This window comes from Actinacidiphila glaucinigra (assembly GCF_035918135.1).
GTDB classification, from domain to species: Bacteria; Actinomycetota; Actinomycetes; order Streptomycetales; family Streptomycetaceae; genus Actinacidiphila; species Actinacidiphila glaucinigra.
Genome location: NZ_CP109144.1, coordinates 7,032,415 through 7,050,943, shown reverse-complemented (window position 1 = coordinate 7,050,943; position 18,529 = coordinate 7,032,415). Strand labels below are relative to the sequence as shown.

Genomic DNA, 18,529 nt, shown 5'->3' with positions numbered 1-18,529 from the left:
GGTCCATGGGGAGGTGCGATCCGTGGCAGGAGGGGCGGGTCTCGCTTCGGGGCGCGAGACTCAGATGGCGTGGGCCCTCAGCGTGCACACATTCGACACATACGACGAACACCGGGCGTCATCGCCTCGGTCGCGCGGCAGCGGCGGTTCGTCGTGGTCATGCGCACCAGTAAAGCAGACGCCCGTGCGGCGTACCAATATCCGGTCTCGCAGTCCGGAATGTGGACAGGCCGGGGGGCCGGGAACCGGCGATTCCCGCCCGTAATAGAGTCGCGCCATGCTCGACGCGCTCACGATCGTGGTCTCGACCACGGCGCTGCTCCTGGCGTCCTGGTGCGGTTTCGCGGCCTTCCGCGACCAGCCCACCAAGGACTGGCACTTCATCGGCATGGCCCTGGTGGCGGTGCTGGCGCTCGTCCAGCTGGTGATAGGTGTGGTCAAGCTCACCGGCGGCGAGAAGCCGGTGGACGGCACGACGATCTTCGTGGCGTACCTGATCGGCGCGGCCTGCACCGTCCCGGCGGCGGGCTTCATGTCGCTGACCGAGCGCACCCGCTGGGGCTCGGCGATCGTGGCCGCGGGCGGGGTGATCCTGGCCGTGCTGGAGGTGCGGCTCCACGACATCTGGGGAGGCATCAGTGCCTGAGACCGCGAAGGACGCCACCGCGCCGGCCGCCGCCGAGCGCGGGATCGGCCGCGGGCCGGGCCGGCTGCTGCTCTCGCTGTACGGCGTCTTCACCGTCGCCGCGCTCTCCCGCGCGATCGTGCAGATCAGCATGCAGTTCGACGAGGCGCCGCTGGCGTACCTGCTCTCCCTGCTGGCGGGCATCGTCTACGCGGTGATCACGGTGGCCCTGTGGCGAGGCGGCGAGGGCGCGCGGAAGGTGGCGCTGGTCAGCTGCGCGCTGGAACTGGCCGGCGTGCTGACCGTGGGCACACTGACGCTGGTCGACTCCGGGGCGTTCCCCGACCAGACCGTGTGGTCCGACTACGGCATGGGCTATCTGTTCCTGCCCGTCGTCGTGCCGGTGACCGGCCTGCTGTGGCTGCGCCGGCCGGCGCAGCCACAGCAGGCCTCGGGATCCTGACGCGGGCTCAGGCGCTCGCGGCGTAGGTCTCGGGCCGGGCGGCCGGCTTCTCCATGTGCACCAGGCTCAGGTGGCGCGTGACCGGCTCGACGTTGCCGATCTGCGCGTAGCCCAGCTTGCGGTACAGCTGCAGGTTGACCTCGCTGCGGTGCCCGGTGAAGAGCCGGTAGCGCTTGGCCTCGCTCTCCGCGGCCAGACGCTCCTCGATGGCCCGGAGCAGACGGCCGCCGAGTCCGTGCCGCTGCATGCGGGGGTGGACGATCAGCTTGGCGAGCCGCGCGGTGCCGTCCTCGTCGACGGAGCCGCGGACCGAACCCACCACCTCCTCGCCCAGCCGGGCCACCACCACGATCCCGCCCGCGAGTTCGGCGCGCAGCGCCTCGAGGGTCTGGGTCAGCGGTTCTATGCCGTAGTCCCCGTACAGTGCGGCTTCGTCCTGGTAGCAGAGGTACTGCAGTTTGAGGATCTTCTCGGCGTCGTCGCCGGTAGCCGCAGAGATGGTCACGCTCATGCCCATGTGCGCTGGCCTCTCCTTCGAGTCCGCCCGGGCCGCGGGGGGTGAGGGTGCGGCGCGGGACGTTGCCCTGAATCGTTTCCGGAAGGCGGCGCGGCCGTGCACAAGCGTCCGTACGCCGACTGTTTACGGTGCATTACCCCGTCGTACGGGTGATGCAACCCCGGTTGCGAGGATCGTACGCAGGCAACTCAGGCACCGGGAACGCATCGGTCCGAGGCTGCCCTGTGAGATTCCCAACTCCCGGGAGATTTCACGGTAAGTGGGGTCGGAACGGGAGATCAGGGCGGATACCAGCTCGGGGCAGCGCCCGGGCAGCCGGCGCGCGGCGGCCAGCAGGGTGCGGCGCTGCTCGGCGGCGAGCACCTGCTGTTCGGTGCTCGGCAGGGAGTCGGCGGCGAGCTGGCGGGCGGGGCCGTACGACGTCTCCCGGCGGGCCCGGCGCACGGCGAGGCGGACCTCGGCCCGCACCGCCCGGCGCAGCCAGCGGGCGGGGTCGGGGGGCGGTTCGGGGAGCTCCAGCAGCCGCAGCCACACGGACTGTTCGAGGTCCGCCGCCTCGACGCAGGCGGGGACGGACTCGGCCGCCGCCTCGGCCGCGAGCAGCGGGCGGATGGCGGTCAGCTCTTCGTGTCGTACGCGCGAGGTCATGCCCGCCGGGACATCCCCGACGCGCCGGGTGGTTGCCCCCTGGCGGGGGAACCACCCGTGCGCGGGAGGGGATCACCTCGTGTTGACGATCACTTCCGGCCGACGAAGTCCGCGCGGGCCAGGAGCGCGGTGTCGCAGTTGTCCGAGAAGATGCCGTCGATGCCCTGCTCGAAGTAGACCTTGAAGGCGCCGAAGGCGTCGCCGTAGGCGTTGGGGTCCGTGCCGACCCGGAAGTCGGCGGGCAGGAAGCTGTTCTCGTTGCGCATCGTGTAGGGGTGCAGGATCAGCCCGGCCTTGTGGGCGTCGCGCACCAGCGTGGTGGGCGTGCCGAGCTTGCCGGCCGCGTCACGCGGGATGATCAGGTTCAGGGTGGGGCCGATGCCCTGCGCGAAGCCGGCGATCCACTTCAGGCCGGCCGGGGTGACCAGGTCGGCGACGGTGCGCGGGTCCCCGGCTGCGACGAAGTCGTACGGACGGGTGGTCGCCGCGTCCAGCAGGACGACCTTGGGGTTGTGCAGGCCCAGCGCGCCGAGCCGCTGGATGCTGCCGGGCTCGAAGGACTGCAGGAACAGGGGGGAGTTGCGCTTGTCGCGGCCGTAGCGGCGCAGCAGCTTGGCGAGCCGCTCCTCCAGGCCCAGGCCGATGCCGCGGAAGTAGGTGGGGTGCTTGGTCTCGACGTGCAGCCACACCGCCTTGCCGCGCCGGCGGCCCTGCTCGTCGGCCCAGCGCAGCACCTCCTCGAAGGTGGGCACCTCCCAGTGGCCGTTGTAGAGGGTGTTGCGCTGCCGCTGTGCGGGCAGGCGCTCGACCGCGCGCAGGGTCTTGAGCTCGGCGAGGGTGAAGTCCTCGGTGAACCAGCCGGTGGTCGCGACCCCGTCGAGGGTCTTGGTGGTCCGGCGGGAGGCGAACTCGGGGTGGTCGGCGACGTCCGTGGTGCCGCCGATCTCCGGCTCGTGGCGGCAGACGAGGTGCCCGTCCTTGGTGGGGACGACGTCCTGCTCGATGACGTCGGCGCCGAGGTCCAGGGCGAGCTGGTAGGAGCCCAGGGTGTGCTCGGGGCGGTAGCCGCTCGCGCCGCGGTGGCCGACGACGGTCGGGACGGGCAGGGGGTGGACGGGAACGGAGCCGTGCGAGGAGCCCCGCTCGCCCGCCACGGCGGTGCCCGCGCCGCCGAGCACGGTGACGCCGGCGCCGAGCGCCGCGGCCCCGATCAGTGCCCGGCGCCCGGGCCCCCTGCCCTGCTCCCGGCCGCCCTGCTGCTCGTGCGTCATGTGCGCTCCCTCGTGTCGGCCGAACGTCCGTCCGGATCCTGCCAAGCGACGCGCGCATCGTAGGCGGGCCCGTGTTTCCTTCGAGCGGCGAGCGACGGAACGTGACGGAAACGCATGTCAACAATGCGTACCGGTCGTGTGAACCCGGTGTGCGTGTCGCGCCGTGGCGGAAGTATCGTCCTCGGCGGGGGTGGCGCACACTGGTGAGCGAACCCCGCGGGCGTCCGGCCGGACTCCCGCCGACCACGACCGGAGGACCCGTTGTTCCGCATCATCCTCAAGGCACTGCTCGGAGTACTGATGCGCGTCCTGTTCCGCCCCCGGGTCGAGGGCGCGGAGCACATCCCGGGCGACGGCCCCGTGATCCTCGCCGGCAACCACGTCACCTTCATCGACTCGATGTTCCTGTCACTGGTCGTGAAGCGTCAGGTCTTCTTCATCGGCAAGGACGAGTACGTCACCACCCCCGGGGTCAAGGGCCGGCTGATGGCGGCCTTCTTCACCTCCGTCGGCATGATCCCCGTGGACCGCGACGGCGGGCACGGCGGCGTCGCCGCGCTCATGACCGGACGTCGCATCCTCGACGAGGGCCGGGTCTTCGGCATCTACCCCGAGGGCACCCGCTCCCCCGACGGCCGCCTCTACCGCGGCCGCACGGGCGTGTCGCGGCTGGCGCTGATGACCGGCGCGCCGGTCGTCCCGTTCGCGATGGTCGACACCGACCGGATCCAGCCGGGCGGCGCCGGCGTCCCGCGGGTGCACCGCTTCACCGTCCGCTTCGGCAAGCCGCTGGAGTTCTCCCGCTACGAGGGCATGGACCGCGACCGCTATGTGCTGCGCGCCGTCACCGACGAGGTGATGAGCCATGTGATGCGGCTGTCCGGCCAGGAGTACGTCGACATCTACGCCACCAAGGCGAAGGCGTCCAAGGCCACGGACCACGCGACGGCGGCGTAACCCCCTCCCCCACGCCCTCTCACCCTCACAGGCGCGGCATCCGGCCGACCGGCCCGTTGCCCGCGGGAGTCCGCGCCGGGGTGAGCGCGACCTCGCCGCGCGGGCCGCGGGAGATCTGGCCGATACTCGCCGACAGGTCGGCCTCCATCCCCCCGGGCAGTTTGAGCCGGATCAGCACCGGCAGCAGGAACCCCACCGCGATGAGCCCCGCCAGCACCGGGGTGAGCGTCGTGAGCATCACGGCGGTGACATGGTGCTTCCACAGGAAGTCCACCCAGGCCGCGCCGAGCACGGCGGTGGCCACCAGCACCAGGACCGCGCTGCTCAGCCGGCTCCCCCGGGCCGCGCGGGCGTCCTCCTCCAGCAGCCGCAGGGCCCGCTCCGCGTCCTGGTGCGCCGGGTCGAGGCGGCGGCAGCGGGTGAGGAAGCGCTGGGCCCGTCGCCGGTGGAGCAGTTTCAGCCGGACGTCGACGGTCTGCGTGCCCAGGCGCTGCTCCACGACCCCTGCCACGAAGTGCGGTTCGGCCTCGCGCTCGGCCAGCCGGATGGCGGCCCGCGCCTCCTGGCCCGCGTCGCGGTGGCGGTCGGCGTTCTGCTCGGCGTCGCCGGCCTGCACCAGCAGGCGCGCGAGCGCGAGCCGCAGCTGCCACTCCGGCTGGTCCCGCACCCCGCGCCGGCCGAGCACGCGTCGTAGTTCCTCCTCTGCGGCGCCGAGGTCCCCGGCGCCCTCCGCCAGCGCCACCGCGAGCCCGAGGGCCGCGCTGCCGCTGTCCGGGTCCACCGCGACCGCCCGGCGGAACGCGCCGGCCGCCTCCGCCGTCGTGGCGTCGCCCCCGCCCTCCCGGGCCCGGTGCAGCGCGAGGCTGCCCAGCTCGACGTGGGCCTGTACGTCGTACCAGTCCAGCTCCACGGCCCGGCGCAGCACGGCCTCGGCCTCCGTGTACCGGCCGAGCTGCACATAGAGCGCGCCCAGTTCGGTGTGGGAGCGCCCGTACGGGTCCAGTTCCACGGCGCGGGCGAAGTGCCGCTCGGCTGCGGCCGGCTCCGCGCGCCGGTGCGCGATCAGCCCGAGGCAGGTGTGGGCCGCGGCGTTGCGCGGGTCCTCGCGGCCGACGGCCCGGCAGTGGGCGGCCGCCTCGGCGAGACGCTCGTCCGACTGCGGGCCGCCGGGGCCGAGGTCCGCCAGGCGCACCAGCGACCAGGCGCGGCCGATCCGGAAGTCGTGGTCGTGCGGCCGGCCCCGCAGGACCTCCGCGAAGGCGTCCGCCGCGTCCAGCGGGCGCTGGTCCATCAGCGCGACCCAGCCGGTCGCGGCACGGGCCTCCGCCCGCCCGAGGGGTCCGGACGCGGATTCCAGCAGTTCCTCCAGGACCTGCCCGGCCGGGGTGTGCTCGCCGCGCTCCGCGTGCACCGCGGCCAGCTGGAACCGGAGCGACGCCAGGTGCGGGCGGACCCGGGTGAACTCCTCGACGCGACGCTCGGCCTCGTCCAGGCTGCCGCATTCGCGCAGCGTGGTGACCAGCTGGTCGTGGGCGGCCACGCTGTACGGGGCGTCGGCCACGGCGCGTTCGCACTGGGCCAGGGCCTCGTCGTACCGGTGCCGCTCGCGGAGCACGGCGGCGAGGCGGCATCGCACGGACACCGCGTCCGGGACCCTGCCGAGCAGCGCCTCCGCGGCCTGTTCCGCCTCCTCGGAACGGCCCAGTCCGGCGAGGGTGTCGACCAGCAGCCGGCACGCCCACTCGTGCTCCGGGTCGAGCTGCAGGGCCCTCCGCAGATGCGGCAGCGCCTCCTCCCGGCGGTAGGTGTCGGCGAGCACCTGCGCGGTCGCGACGTGCGCGGCGGCGATCTCGGGATGGCTGCCGCGCGCCCGGCGGGCGACGGCCTCCGCCTCGTTCCAGCGCCGCAGCGAGCACAGCACCTCCACCTTGAAGGTGAGGGTGCGGACCCGGTCGGGACGCAGGGCGAGGGCGCGGTCGACGCTCTCCAGGCACTCCGTGTCCTTGTCCTGGTCCCAGAGGCAGTAGGCCAGGTCCATGTGGGCGTCCGGCGCCGCGGGACGGCGGTCGACGCCGCGCCGCAGCACCTGTTCGGCCTCGTCCCAGTGCCGTGAACGGCGCAGGAGCCAGCCCAGGAGGTCCACGGCGTCGGAGGCGTCGTCGGTGAGTTCCGCGGCGCGCCGGGCGAACGGCAGGCCCTCGCCGGGGCGTTCCATCGCGGAGTACAGCCATCCGACGGCGGTCAGGACCTCGGGGTCGTCTGGCCGGAGCCCGGCGGCGTCCTCGGCGGCCCGCTCGGCCTCGTCCCAGCGTCCGAGCGTCCGCAGAGCGGCGAGCCTGCCGAGCAGCGCGTCGCGGTGGTCCGGTTCGCGCCGCAGCGCCTCCTCGTACGCCTCGCACTCCTCGGCCGTGCGGTCCTGCTCGCCGAGGCAGCGGGCGAGCAGCCAGGGGCCCGTCGCCGAGCGGGGCGACGCGGCGGCGGCCCGGCGCGCGGCCGACTCGGCGGCGGCCCGGTCCGCACGGCCCTCGTGCGCCAGGACGAGGAGTTCCAGCGCTTCCGCGTCGTCGGGGCGCAGGCGCAGGCACTCCTCGGCCGCGACGAGGGCCCCTTCGTGGTCGTCCCGTGCCAGGGCCGTCCTGGCGCGGGAGGCGGCCAGGACGTCGGCGGGCACGCCGCGGCGGGCCGCCTCCTCCAGGGCGGCCTCGGCCTCGCTCCAACGTGCCGCCGCGCGGAGGCCGTCGAGCCTCGCGACGTGCGCGTCCGTCGCGCGGGGGTCGAGCCGCAGGGCGCGGTCGGCGGCCGCCAGCGCCTCCTCGGTGCGCTCCGCGGCGACCAGGACCGTCGCCAGGAGGGCGTGGGCCTCGGGCTCGTCGGCTGCGGTCTCGGCGCCCTGCCGGGCGGCGGCCTCGGCGTCGGCGAGACGACCGAGGCTGTGCAGGGCCCGGACGCGCAGGCGGGCCGAGAAGCCGCGGCCCGGTTCCGCCCGGAGTGCGGCCTCGCACTCCGCGACCGCCCGCACGTACCTCTGCCGCGCGAAGGACAGGCAGGCCTGCTCCTCCAGGAGCAGGCCCTCCAGACGTCCCGTGCGGTCCGCCGCGCGCAGCGAGGTGATCATCTCCGCCGTGTCGTCCCAGCGGCGGGCGCTGCGCAGCAGGGCCAGCGCGCGCTCCATCAGGGAGGTGTCGCCGGGTTCGAGTTCCCTGGCGCGCGTCACGGCGGCGAGTGCCTCGTCGTACCGGCCGGCCGCGCCCAGCGCCCCGGAGAGGCGCAGCAGTGCCTCCGGATCGGCGGGCCGCAGCGCGGCCGCGTGCCGGACGGCCGCGATCGCCCCGTCCACGTCGCCGCCGCGCCTCAGCAGATCGGCCCGGACGCCGAGCGCCCAGTCCGAGCACGGGTCGAGCGCCAGGGCCTCCTCGGTACGGGCCAGGGCGCGGTCGAGTGCTCCGCCGGCCAGTTCGGCGGCGGCGAGTTCCAGCCGGACACCGGGCGCGTAGGGGCACTCCCGCGCGGCCCGCCGTCCCGTGGCGAGTGCCTCCGCCGGGTCGCCGCCCCGTCGTTGCGCCTCGGCCTTGCACTCCCAGGCGAGTTCCCAGTGGGGTTCCAGTGCCAGCGCCCGGTCGCAGGCCGCGACCGCCTCGTCCGTGCGTCCGAGGTCGACGAGGCAGCGGGCGTGTTCGACGTGCGCCTCGGGCCGCCGTCCGTACCGGGCGGCGAGGCGCTCGGCGGCCTCCAGCGCGGCCCGGGCGTCGCCCCGGCGGCTCTCGTACCGGACCTCCGCCGTGAGCACGGCGACGTCGTCCCGGTCCAGGGAGCGGGCGGAGAGCAGCTTGGCGCGGGCGAGTTCGCCGCCGCCCCGGCTCGCCGCGATGCGTACGGCCGCGCAGCGGACCTCGACGGGGTCGGCGAGCGCGCGCTCGGCGTCCTCCAGGCCCCGCAGTGCGGCGGCGGTGTCGCCGAGTTCGACGCGGGTCCACGCGGCGCCGATCCAGCCCTCCGCGTGGCGCGGTCCGACGGAGGTGGCCTGTTCGAAGGCCGCCAGTGCCTCGTCCCAGCGGCACGCGTCGTGGTGGAGCCAGCCCAGCGCCGTGTGGACGTCCGCGGCCCGCGGGTGCCGCGCCGCGGCGGCCGTGCCCTCGGCCAGGGCCTCGTCGAGGCGGCCCATGCGTTCGAGGGCCGCCACGCGCCACCCCGCTGCGGGGCCGCATTCCGGGTCGTGGCGCAGGGCGGTGGCGAACTCCGTGAGCGCTGCCCGGTGTTCGTACTGCCGCAGCCGCAACCGGCCGCGCGCGACGTGCAGTCGGGCCGTCCGCTCCGGATCGCCCTCCGCGCGGGCGAGCTCCACGCCGATGACGGACTCGGTCTCCTCGTAGCGGCAGTCGAGGGTGTACTCCCTCAGGACCGCCAGGACGTCGGTGTCCTGACCGGACTGTGCGTCCGTGCTCATGGCGCTCCCTCCCCCGCGGCGGGTACCGGCAGCATACGGAGTGCGATCCGGCCCCGTGCGGGCGGAGTCGGCGGCCGGCGCAACCCGCGGACCCGCACGGCGCGTCCTCCCGAGTGACGGATCCGCCGGGGGCGGGGGGACGTGTGCAGTACATAGAGGTGACGGAACTGGCGGGGGTGCGGTCGGCGCTCATCCGCTTCCGCAGCCGCGGGACGGCGCTGACCTTCGAGCTGTACCCGATGATCCATCTGGCGGAGCCCGCGTTCTACGCGGAGGTGACGGCCCGTCTGCGCGCCTCCTGCGACCTGGTGATCGCCGAGGGCGTCCGGGACAGTACGGCGACGCGGGCGCTCACGCGGTCGTACCGCAGCCTCTCCGGCCACGAGCGGCTGGGACTGGTCGTCCAGGACATCGACTTCGCCACGCTGGGTGTTCCGGTGATATGCCCGGACATGAGCGGTGCGGAGTTCGACGACCGGTGGCGGCGGCTGCCGCTCAGGGAACGGGCGGCGCTGGCCGCGCTCGTCCCAGCCTACGTCGCGGGCATGCGGCTGCTCGGCACGCGCCGGTTCCTCGCCCGGCACCTGCAGTTGGAGGACCTGCCCGGTGACGACGAGGAGACGGAGCTCTGGACGGACGACCTGGTGCTGCACCAGCGCGACCGCCTGCTGATCGACGCGCTGAGGCATCTGCACCACGCTCGGGCCGGCCGTACCGAGCCGTTCACGGCCGGGATCCTGTACGGCGCGGCGCACATGCGCGCGGTGACGACGGCGCTGATGGACCTGGGTTACCGGCCGGCCGGCTCGCAGTGGCTCACGGTCTTCTCCCTCGACGACCCCGGCGCCGCCTGACGCGGTGCGGGGACGGAGGCGAGGCCGAGGCCGAGGGCGACGCGCCCCGCGCGGAGCTGCCGAACGCCCCCGTGCGACGCGCCGCTTCGCCCCGCGGCCGCAGCCTTCGCAGCCCTCAGTGGCCCACGGCGGAGATCCGGCTCTCCGCGAGCCGCTGGCCGCGCAGCAGGCGCCAGGCGGCGATGGCGGCCAGCAGGAGGACGGCGCCGCCGGCGCCGGACGCGGCACGCAGGCCGTCGGTGAAGGCGGCGGGGTCTGCCGAGGCGGGGCCGCCGGAGATGCCGGTGACGACCGAGCCCAGGAGGGCGATGCCGAGGGCGGCGCCGAGTTCGTACGCGGTCTCGGAGACGCCGGAGGCGGCACCGGCCTGCTGCGGCGGAACGCTGGAGAGGATGACGTCGGCCGTGACGGTGAACGACAGCCCGGCTCCGGCGCCGACGACCAGCAGGGCGGCGCCGAGGAAGAGGTAGCCCGTGCCGGGACGCAGGGCCAGGAGCGCGAGCAGGGCGAGTCCGGTGGCGCCGAGGCCGCCCGCGACGGCGACGCGGACCGACCAGCGGCGCGCGACGGCGCCGGCGGCGAGACCGGTGGCGGCGGCGCCGAGGGTCGCGGGGAGTTCGCACAGGCCCGCCTGGAGCGGGGAGCGGCCCTGGACGAGCTGGAGGAACTGGGAGAGGAAGAAGACGCTCCCGGCGAGCCCGAGCACGGTGAGCAGGTCCGCCAGCACGGCGCCGGAGAAGCCCCGGTGCCGGAAGAGCCCCATGTCCAGCAGCGGCTTGGGCAGGGCGAGTTGCCTGCGGACGAAGGTGTACAGGCAGGCCGCGCCAAGGAGGCCCGCACCGGCCGCGCCGGCGCCGGGGCCGTGCACGGCGAGCTGCTTGACGGCGTAGACGACGCCGAACATGCCGAACAGCGAGAGCAGGACGCTCAGCGGGTCCCAGGGGCCGGGCGCGGGGTCGCGGGACTCGGGCAGCAGCCGGGCGCCGACGACGAGCAGCAGAGCCATGACGGGCAGGTTGATGAGGAAGACCGAGCCCCACCAGAAGTGCTCGAGGAGAATCCCGCCGACGACCGGGCCGAGGGCCGCGCCCGCGGTCGAGACGGCGCCCCAGACGCCGATGGCGAAGCTCCGCTCGCGCGGGTCGGGGAAGAGGGTGCGGATCAGCGCGAGCGTGGACGGCATGAGGGTCGCGCCCGCGACGCCCATGAGGGCGCGGGCGGTGATGAGCATGCCGGGGCTCGTGGCGTACGCGGCGAGCACGGAGAGCGCGCCGAAGGCGGCGGTGCCGGTGAGCAGCAGCCGCTTGCGGCCGACGCGGTCGCCGAGGCCGCCCATGGAGACGAGCAGGCCGGCGATGACGAAGGAGTAGATGTCGCCGATCCACAGCAGTTGGGTGGACGTGGGCCGCAGGTCCTCGCTGAGGAAGGGCACGGCGAGGCCGAGCACGGTGGCGTCGACGGCGATGAGCAGCAGCGCGAGGGTGAGGACGCCGAGGGCGAGCCAGCGGGCGGGGTGGCCGCGGTCGTCGTGGCGGGTGGTCGTGACGGGTGCGGCGGTGGTCATGACCCGCTCCGGGGTGCGCGCAGCATGCCGCCGAGCAGCAGGTCCGTGACCATGCGGGCGGAGTCGAGGCGGGCCATGCGGCCGTCCTGGACGGACCAGGCCGAGGCGGCGATGAGCGCGTACAGCGCTTCGACGAGCCAGGCGGGGGTCAGGTCGTAGCGGAGGGCGCCGGCTTCCTGGCCGCGCCGGAAGAGGGCGGCGACCCGGGCGTCGATGCGCGCCCAGCCGTCGTTGATCTCGGCGAAGTCGTAGAGCTGGTTCTCGCCGTAGAGGAAGGCCAGGAAGCCGGAGACGGGCACGGCCTCGGCGATGAGCCGGCGGACGGCCTCGACCGGGTCGCCCTCCTCGATGCGCGCCGCGTCCAGGCACTCCTCGGTCTGCTCGATGCCGAGCACGCCGAGGGCCCGCACGAGCGCGTCCCGGCCGGGGAAGTGCCGGTGGAGCGTGGCGCGGCTGACGCCGGCGGCCTTGGCGATCTCGTCCATGGAGGCGGTGGCGCGCCGCGACAGCAGGTCGGCCGCGTCCCGCAGGACCTGCTCACGATCGAAGCTCATGAGACGAGGGTAACGCGTATGAGACATTGATGTCTCATACGAGAGAACGAAGAAGCCCGGCCGGGTGGACGGACCCGGCCGGGCTCCCCGCGTGCGGAATCAGCCCTTGGCCTGCGCCCACGCCAGCTGGACCGCGAGGTCCCGCTTGACCTCGGCGAGCTGGACGACCACCGCCGACGGCGCGGTCCCGCCGCGACCGTCGCGGGATGCCAGCGCGCCGTGGACGTCGAGCACGGTGCGCACCTGCGCGGTGAGGTGGGGCGAGATCTTCGCGAACTGCTCGTCGGTCAGCTGGTCCAGCTCGATGCCCTCGGCCTCGCAGACCTTGACGCACTCCCCCGCGACCTCGTGCGCGACGCGGAAGGGTACGCCCTGCTTCACCAGCCACTCGGCGATGTCCGTGGCGAGCGAGAAGCCGGCCGGGGCGAGCTCCTCCATGCGCTCCCGGTTGACGGTGAGCGTGGCCATCATGCCCGTGAAGGCGGGCAGCAGGACCTCGAGGGTGTCGCAGGAGTCGAAGACCGGCTCCTTGTCCTCCTGCAGGTCCCGGTTGTACGCCAGCGGCAGCGCCTTCAGCGTGGCGAGCAGGCCGGTCAGGTTGCCGATGAGCCGCCCGGACTTGCCGCGGGCGAGTTCGGCGATGTCCGGGTTCTTCTTCTGCGGCATGATCGACGAGCCGGTGGAGAAGGCGTCGTGGAGGGTGACGAAGGAGAACTCCTTCGTGTTCCAGATGATGACCTCCTCCGCGATCCGCGAGAGGTCGACGCCGATCATGGCGGTGATGAAGGCGAACTCGGCGACGAAGTCGCGCGAGGCCGTGCCGTCGATGGAGTTGGCCACCGAGCCGTGCTCGAAGCCGAGGTCCCTGGCGACCGCCTCCGGGTCCAGCCCGAGCGAGGAACCGGCCAGCGCGCCGGAGCCGTACGGCGAGACCGCGGTGCGCACGTCCCACTGCCGAAGCCGCTCGGCGTCCCGGGACAGCGCCTGGACGTGGGCGAGCACATGGTGGGCGAAGAGCACCGGCTGCGCGTGCTGCAGATGGGTGCGGCCGGGCATGGCGACGTCGATGTGCGTCTCGGCGAGCCGGACCAGGGCGTGCTGCAGCTCGGCGATCAGGCCGCCGATGATCCGGGCGTGGTCGCGCAGGTACATCCGGAAGAGCGTGGCGACCTGGTCGTTGCGGGACCGGCCGGCGCGCAGCTTGCCGCCGAGGTCGGGGCCGAGCCGCTCCAGCAGGCCGCGCTCCAGGGCGGTGTGGACGTCCTCGTCGGCGATGGTCCCGGTGAAGGAGCCGTCGGCGACGTCGGACTCCAGCTGGTCGAGCCCCGCGAGCATGCGGGTCAGCTCGACGTCGCTGAGCAGCCCCGCCTTGTGCAGCACACGCGCGTGGGCGCGGGAGCCCGCGATGTCGTACGGCGCGAGCCGCCAGTCGAAGTGGACGGACGCGGAGAGTTTGGCCAGCGCCTCCGCGGGACCGTCGGCGAAACGCCCGCCCCAGAGCCGGACGTCGCCGCTGTTGGTGGTCACTGCTCTGCTCGCTTCCCTCGGGGGTGGATGTGCGGCCGCCTCCCCGCCCGGACGGGCGAGGAGGCGGGCTGCCGTGGTCGAGGCTACCGACTAGGCCAGGTCGCGCTTGGCGGCGATCTTCGACGACATGCCGAAGATCTCGATGAAGCCCTTGGAGAGGGACTGGTCGAACGTGTCGCCGGTGTCGTACGTCGCCAGGTTGAAGTCGTACAGGGACTCGGCGGACTTGCGGCCGGTGACGACGGCGCGGCCGCCGTGCAGGGTCATCCGGATGTCGCCGGTGACGTGCTGGTTGGCCTCCTCGATGAAGCCGTCCAGGGCCCGCTTGAGCGGGGAGAACCACAGGCCGTCGTAGACCAGCTCGCCCCAGCGCTGCTCGACCTGCCGCTTGTAGCGGGCCAGTTCGCGCTCGACGGTGACGTTCTCCAGCTCCTGGTGGGCGGTGATCAGGGCGATCGCGCCCGGAGCCTCGTACACCTCACGGGACTTGATGCCGACCAGGCGGTCCTCGACCATGTCGATCCGGCCGACGCCCTGGGCGCCCGCGCGCTCGTTGAGCTGCTGGATGGCCTGCAGGACGGTGACCGGCTTGCCGTCGACGGCGACCGGGACGCCCTGCTTGAAGGTGATGACCACCTCGTCGGCCTCGCGGGCCGCGGCGGGGTTCTGGGTGTACTCGTAGACGTCCTCGATCGGGGCGTTCCAGATGTCCTCGAGGAAGCCGGTCTCGACGGCGCGGCCGAAGACGTTCTGGTCGATCGAGTACGGGGACTTCTTGGTGGTGGCGATCGGGAGGTTCTTCTCCTCGCAGAACGCGATCGCCTTGTCCCGGGTCATCGCGTAGTCGCGGACCGGCGCGATGCAGGTCAGCTCGGGCGCGAGGGAGGAGATGCCGGCCTCGAAGCGGACCTGGTCGTTGCCCTTGCCGGTGCAGCCGTGGGCGACGATCGAGGCGCCGTGCTTCTTGGCGGCGGCCACGAGGTGCTTGACGATGGTCGGCCGGGAGAGCGCGGAGACCAGCGGGTAGCGGTCCATGTACAGGGCGTTGGCCTTGATCGCCGGGAGGCAGTACTCGTCGGCGAACTCGTCCCTGGCGTCGGCGACCTCGGCCTCCACCGCGCCGCAGGCGAGCGCCCGCTTGCGGATGACGTCCAGGTCCTCGCCGCCCTGACCGACGTCCACGGCCACGGCGATGACCTCGGCGCCGGTCTCCTCGGCGATCCATCCGATGGCGACGGAGGTGTCCAGTCCGCCCGAGTAGGCGAGTACGACGCGCTCGGTCACGGGTCTCTCCTTTGGTGCGCGAGGTCGAGTGCGTATGGCGGCGGTGACGATGCATACGCTGTTGGGTATAAGTATGCACTCCTCTGCATGCTTCGTCAATCGGCCGTGTCGCCGCAGGCCACAGGCGTGTCGGCGACTCCCGGCACCACCCGCGCCGAGGACGTTCCGGCCGCCCCCGCACGACCCCTCCCCGCTCCACGCGGCCATACCACAACGCCGCACGCCACGTAGGGAGAAACCGGGCTTTGAGCAGCGGCGCGAGACCGTGCGTATCCATGCGCATGGCGGCCACGACCACGATGATCCACAACAGCAGGGCGGGCAGGCGGCAGGCCATGCGCCGGATCCGGCCCCGCCGTTCCCCCGCGATCCCGCTGCTCCTCCTGGCCTGGGCGGGCGCCGCCGGGGTCGTGTGGCTGTGGTGGGGCAACACCCCCTACGTCCAGCCCACCACAGCCGGCCGGCTCACCGCCGCGGGCCGGATCACCGGCCTGCTCGGCGGCTACGCCATCGCCCTGGTCGTCCTGCAGATGGCCCGCGTACCCGCGCTGGAGCGGCGCGTGGGCAGCGACCGGGTGGCCCGCTGGCACGCGATGAGCGGCCGCTACGCCGTCTCCCTCGTCGTCGCCCACGTCGCGCTGATCCTGTGGGGCTACTCCGAGCAGTCCGGGCAGCCGGTCGTACAGCAGTCGGTCGCCGTGGTCACGGACTACCCGCGGATGATCGAGGCGACCGCCGGCACCGTGCTGCTGCTGATCATCGGCTTCGTCTCGGCGGGCGTGCTGCGCCGCCGGCTGCGCTACGAGACCTGGTACTACATCCACCTGCTGACCTACGCCGCGGTCTACCTGACCTTCTGGCACCAGCTCGCCACCGGCGCCGAGTTCGCGGGCAGCGCCACCGCGCGCGGCGTCTGGTACGCGCTGTACGGGTCGGTGACGGCGCTGGTGCTCTGGTACCGGGTGCTGGTGCCCGTCCGGCTCAACATGCGGCACCGCATGCGGGTCGCGGAGACCGTGCAGGAGGCGCCGGGCGTGGTCTCGGTGCTGATCACGGGACGCAGGCTGCACCGCCTCGGCGCGGAGCCCGGCCAGTTCTTCCGCTGGCGCTTCCTCGCCGAGGGGATGCGCTGGAGCGCCAACCCCTACTCCCTGTCGGCACCGCCGCGGCCCGACCTGCTGCGGATCACCGTCAAGGCGGTGGGCGGCCACAGCTCCGCGCTGGCCACGCTCGTGCCCGGCACGCGGGTGTGGGCCGAGGGCCCGTACGGCGCCATGACGGCCTCCCGCCGCCGCGGCGGCAAGGTGCTGCTGCTGGCCGGCGGCGCGGGGATCACCCCGCTGCGGGCGCTGTTCGAGACGCTGCCGGCCGCGCCCGGCGACCTCACGCTGCTGTACCGGGCCCGCAGCAGGCAGGACCTCGCGCTGTGGGCCGAGCTGGAGGAGATCGCGGCCGAGCGCGGCGCACGCCTGGTCTACGCGGTGAACGGACCCGACGGCGCCCGCCCGGAGATCACCGCCCAGGGACTGCGGCGGATGCTGCCGGACATCGACCGGCACGACGTGTACCTGTGCGGCCCCCCGGGACTGGCCGAGGAGTCGTACTCCGCGCTGCGCGAGGCCGGAGTGCCTGAACGACGTATCCACCACGAGTCCTTCGAGATGTGAGGTCCGAGTGAAGAAGAAGCACCCGCTGCGCCGGATCCTCCTGAGCAGCGTGACGACCGTCTCCGGGGTCGTGCTGCTGCTCGCCCTGAAGCCGACGACGGCGCCCTTCACCTCGCAGGCCGGGGGCCCGGCACAGCAGGTGCCGCCGGTCTCCGCGGCCCCCTCGCCCGCCGGCCCGGACCCGTCGGTGCCGGTGGCCTCGGATCCCGCGGACGGCGGCGGGTCCGGCGGTACGCGGGATCCCGGCAAGCAGGGCGGCGCGCCCGTACCGAAGACCGTCACCGGGGACGCCGCGCAGACCAGCTACGGCCCCGTCCAGGTCAAGATCACGGTCCAGGGCGGGCGGATCGTTTCGGCGGCGGCCGTCCAGGCCCCCGCCGGCACCCCCACCAGCGACCAGCTCACCGCCACCGCCGTCCCGGAGCTCAACCAGGCCGCGGTCACCGCCCAGAGCGCGCAGATCGACACCGTCTCCGGTGCCTCCTTCACCAGCGAGGGCTACCGGAAGTCGCTGCAGAGCGCCCTGGACAAGGCCGGTGTCTGACGATGTCCGAGAACCCGCCGCGCCTGCGGCACGTGGAGCACTGCATGGGGACGGTGTTCTCCTTCGACGTGCGCGGCGCCCGCGACCCCCGTGTCCGGGCCGCCCTCGACGAGGCGGTGGCGGGCCTGCACGAGGTCGACGCGGTGTTCTCCACCTTCCGCGCCGACAGCGAGATCAGCCGGCTGGGCCGCGGTGAACTCGCCCTCGCGGAGTGCTCCCCCGAGGTGCGGGAGGTCCTGGGGCTGTGCGAGGACGCCGAGCGCCGCACCGACGGCTGGTTCACCCCGCGCTACGCGGGCCCCGGTACCGCGCTCGACCCCACCGGCCTGGTCAAGGGGTGGGCGGTGGAGCGGGCCGTCCGGACGATCGCGGCGGCGGGCGCCGCCAAGGTCTGCCTCAACGGCGGCGGCGACGTCCAGCTGACCGGCGGCCCCTGGCGGGTCGGCATCGCCGACCCGCTGCGGCCCGGAGGGCTCGCCACCGTCGTCGAGGCCGACGGCGAACTGGCCGTCGCCACCTCCGGGCCCGCCGAGCGCGGCTGCCACATCCTCGACCCCCGCACCGGCGCCCCGCCCACCGAGGGGGCGGCCTCGCTCACCGTGGTGTGCGCCTCCCTCACCGAGGCGGACACCTGGGCGACGGCCGGGTACGCCATGGGCGGCCGGGCCCGCGAGTGGCTGGAAGCACTCCCCGATGTGGAGGCCTTCGCCGTCGCCGCCGACGGCACGACCTGGCACACCACGGGATTCGGGCGTTTCGTCGCCAAGTTGAGCGCTTGACGATCAGCTGTTCCAGGTGGCAAGAATGCGTCACATGGATCTGCAACTGAACGGCAAGGTCGTGCTGGTCACCGGAGGGTCCGACGGACTCGGCGCGGCCCTTGTCCGGCGGCTGGCCGCCGAGGGCGCCAGGGTGGCGCTGTGCGGACGTGACTCCGAGCGCATCGAGCACGTGGTGAAGGAGCTGGGCGCCACCGGTGCCGACGTGCTGGGCGTGCCCGCCGACGTCACCCGTCCCGAGGACCTCGAGCGCTTCGTCGCCGCCGCCGACGGGCGCTGGGGACGGATCGACGCCGTGGTCAACAACGCCGGCCGCAGCGCGGCCGGGTTCTTCGAGCGCCAGGACGACTCGGTGTGGGAGGAGGACCTGCAGCTGAAGCTGCACGCCGCGGTACGGCTGACCCGGCTCGCCCTCCCCCACCTGCGCGCCGCGGGGGGCGGCGGAGTCGTCAACACCCTCGCCGTGTCGGCCAAGGCCCCCGGCGCGGGCAGCACCCCGACCTCGGTCTCCCGCGCGGCCGGCCTGGCCCTGACCAAGGCGCTGTCCAAGGAACTCGGGCCCGACAACATCCGGGTCAACGCCGTCCTCGTCGGCCTGGTCGAGAGCGGCCAGTGGACCCGGCAGGCCGAGCAGCGCGGGATCGCCGTCGAGGAGCTGTACGCCACGATGGGCCGCGACTCCGGCATCCCGCTGGGCCGGGTGGGCCGCGCCGAGGAGTTCGCGGACCTGGTGGCGTTCCTGCTGTCCGACCGGGCCGGCTACGTGACCGGCACCGGCATCAACTTCGACGGCGGCCTGAGCCCCGTCGTCTGACGGGAACCGGGGCGAGG

At 73.8% G+C, this 18,529-nt stretch carries 16 protein-coding genes; 8 read left to right on the top strand and 8 right to left on the bottom strand.

Features of this window, described 5'->3' with window-relative positions; all coding sequences use genetic code 11:
- Positions 1-277: 277 nt before the first annotated feature.
- Together OIE69_RS31735 and OIE69_RS31730 are read left to right on the top strand one after the other, a co-directional pair.
- Positions 278-646, top strand: a complete 369-nt coding sequence (locus OIE69_RS31735) for a hypothetical protein (RefSeq protein WP_326577600.1) — start codon at positions 278-280, stop codon at positions 644-646.
- Positions 639-1,088, top strand: coding sequence for a hypothetical protein (locus tag OIE69_RS31730; RefSeq protein ID WP_326577599.1), 450 nt, complete (start codon positions 639-641; stop codon positions 1,086-1,088). The genes OIE69_RS31735 and OIE69_RS31730 overlap by 8 nt, the downstream gene beginning before the upstream one ends.
- A gap of 7 nt (positions 1,089-1,095) precedes the next feature.
- Here OIE69_RS31730 and OIE69_RS31725 read toward each other — a convergent pair whose 3' ends face one another.
- The 3 genes from OIE69_RS31725 to OIE69_RS31715 all read right to left on the bottom strand — a co-directional run bounded on the left by OIE69_RS31725 (position 1,096) and on the right by OIE69_RS31715 (position 3,524).
- Entirely contained in the window at positions 1,096-1,605 is a 510-nt protein-coding gene (locus OIE69_RS31725; protein ID WP_018564269.1) for a GNAT family N-acetyltransferase, read from the bottom strand.
- A 123-nt stretch (positions 1,606-1,728) separates the two neighbouring features.
- Positions 1,729-2,253: a sigma-70 RNA polymerase sigma factor region 4 domain-containing protein gene (locus OIE69_RS31720; protein WP_326577598.1), complete on the bottom strand. Its 525-nt coding sequence runs from the start codon at positions 2,251-2,253 to the stop codon at positions 1,729-1,731.
- Positions 2,254-2,342: 89 nt separating this feature from the next.
- Positions 2,343-3,524 (bottom strand): glycerophosphodiester phosphodiesterase, encoded by a 1,182-nt coding sequence (locus OIE69_RS31715; RefSeq protein ID WP_326577597.1) that lies wholly within the window; start codon positions 3,522-3,524, stop codon positions 2,343-2,345.
- 300 nt (positions 3,525-3,824) lie between these two features.
- On the opposite strand from OIE69_RS31715, the gene OIE69_RS31710 reads away from it, so the two are divergent.
- A complete protein-coding gene (locus OIE69_RS31710; protein ID WP_086020787.1) occupies positions 3,825-4,481 on the top strand; it encodes a lysophospholipid acyltransferase family protein in 657 nt (218 codons plus the stop codon).
- 25 nt (positions 4,482-4,506) lie between these two features.
- Here OIE69_RS31710 and OIE69_RS31705 read toward each other — a convergent pair whose 3' ends face one another.
- Positions 4,507-8,925 (bottom strand): tetratricopeptide repeat protein, encoded by a 4,419-nt coding sequence (locus OIE69_RS31705; protein ID WP_326577596.1) that lies wholly within the window; start codon positions 8,923-8,925, stop codon positions 4,507-4,509.
- A gap of 143 nt (positions 8,926-9,068) precedes the next feature.
- Between OIE69_RS31705 and OIE69_RS31700 the strand changes: the two genes are divergently transcribed.
- Positions 9,069-9,779 (top strand): hypothetical protein, encoded by a 711-nt coding sequence (locus tag OIE69_RS31700; RefSeq protein WP_326577595.1) that lies wholly within the window; start codon positions 9,069-9,071, stop codon positions 9,777-9,779.
- A 115-nt stretch (positions 9,780-9,894) separates the two neighbouring features.
- Here the strand turns inward: OIE69_RS31700 and OIE69_RS31695 are convergent, their stop codons facing one another.
- The 4 genes from OIE69_RS31695 to OIE69_RS31680 form a co-directional block, all read right to left on the bottom strand.
- Positions 9,895-11,343 carry an MFS transporter gene (locus tag OIE69_RS31695; RefSeq protein WP_326577594.1) on the bottom strand — a complete coding sequence of 483 codons (1,449 nt, stop codon included), beginning with the start codon at positions 11,341-11,343 and terminating at the stop codon, positions 9,895-9,897.
- Positions 11,340-11,897: a TetR/AcrR family transcriptional regulator gene (locus OIE69_RS31690; RefSeq protein WP_326577593.1), complete on the bottom strand. Its 558-nt coding sequence runs from the start codon at positions 11,895-11,897 to the stop codon at positions 11,340-11,342. Before OIE69_RS31690 ends, OIE69_RS31695 begins: the two co-directional genes overlap by 4 nt.
- A gap of 99 nt (positions 11,898-11,996) precedes the next feature.
- Complete coding sequence (gene argH, locus OIE69_RS31685) at positions 11,997-13,424, bottom strand: argininosuccinate lyase (RefSeq protein ID WP_326577592.1); 1,428 nt, start codon at positions 13,422-13,424, stop codon at positions 11,997-11,999.
- A 90-nt stretch (positions 13,425-13,514) separates the two neighbouring features.
- Complete coding sequence (locus OIE69_RS31680; RefSeq protein WP_326577591.1) at positions 13,515-14,708, bottom strand: argininosuccinate synthase; 1,194 nt, start codon at positions 14,706-14,708, stop codon at positions 13,515-13,517.
- 281 nt (positions 14,709-14,989) lie between these two features.
- Between OIE69_RS31680 and OIE69_RS31675 the strand changes: the two genes are divergently transcribed.
- The 4 genes from OIE69_RS31675 to OIE69_RS31660 are packed head-to-tail and all read left to right on the top strand — an operon-like array spanning position 14,990 to position 18,512.
- Positions 14,990-16,375 (top strand): ferredoxin reductase family protein, encoded by a 1,386-nt coding sequence (locus tag OIE69_RS31675; RefSeq protein WP_326581477.1) that lies wholly within the window; start codon positions 14,990-14,992, stop codon positions 16,373-16,375.
- A gap of 7 nt (positions 16,376-16,382) precedes the next feature.
- Positions 16,383-16,919, top strand: coding sequence for an FMN-binding protein (locus OIE69_RS31670; protein WP_326577590.1), 537 nt, complete (start codon positions 16,383-16,385; stop codon positions 16,917-16,919).
- A gap of 2 nt (positions 16,920-16,921) precedes the next feature.
- A complete protein-coding gene (locus OIE69_RS31665) occupies positions 16,922-17,698 on the top strand; it encodes an FAD:protein FMN transferase (protein ID WP_326577589.1) in 777 nt (258 codons plus the stop codon).
- 34 nt (positions 17,699-17,732) lie between these two features.
- Complete coding sequence (locus tag OIE69_RS31660; RefSeq protein ID WP_326577588.1) at positions 17,733-18,512, top strand: SDR family oxidoreductase; 780 nt, start codon at positions 17,733-17,735, stop codon at positions 18,510-18,512.
- Positions 18,513-18,529 lie beyond the last annotated feature (17 nt).

Coding starts and splice junctions, on each gene's coding strand:
- OIE69_RS31735 (WP_326577600.1), top strand. CDS start 278: ATGCTCGACGCGCTCACGATCGTGGTCTCGACCACGGCGCTGCTCCTG.
- OIE69_RS31725 (WP_018564269.1), bottom strand. CDS start 1,605: ATGGGCATGAGCGTGACCATCTCTGCGGCTACCGGCGACGACGCCGAG.
- OIE69_RS31720 (WP_326577598.1), bottom strand. CDS start 2,253: ATGACCTCGCGCGTACGACACGAAGAGCTGACCGCCATCCGCCCGCTG.
- OIE69_RS31715 (WP_326577597.1), bottom strand. CDS start 3,524: ATGACGCACGAGCAGCAGGGCGGCCGGGAGCAGGGCAGGGGGCCCGGG.
- OIE69_RS31710 (WP_086020787.1), top strand. CDS start 3,825: ATGCGCGTCCTGTTCCGCCCCCGGGTCGAGGGCGCGGAGCACATCCCG.
- OIE69_RS31705 (WP_326577596.1), bottom strand. CDS start 8,925: ATGAGCACGGACGCACAGTCCGGTCAGGACACCGACGTCCTGGCGGTC.
- OIE69_RS31695 (WP_326577594.1), bottom strand. CDS start 11,343: ATGACCACCGCCGCACCCGTCACGACCACCCGCCACGACGACCGCGGC.
- OIE69_RS31690 (WP_326577593.1), bottom strand. CDS start 11,897: ATGAGCTTCGATCGTGAGCAGGTCCTGCGGGACGCGGCCGACCTGCTG.
- OIE69_RS31675 (WP_326581477.1), top strand. CDS start 14,990: ATGGCGGCCACGACCACGATGATCCACAACAGCAGGGCGGGCAGGCGG.
- OIE69_RS31665 (WP_326577589.1), top strand. CDS start 16,922: ATGTCCGAGAACCCGCCGCGCCTGCGGCACGTGGAGCACTGCATGGGG.
- OIE69_RS31660 (WP_326577588.1), top strand. CDS start 17,733: ATGGATCTGCAACTGAACGGCAAGGTCGTGCTGGTCACCGGAGGGTCC.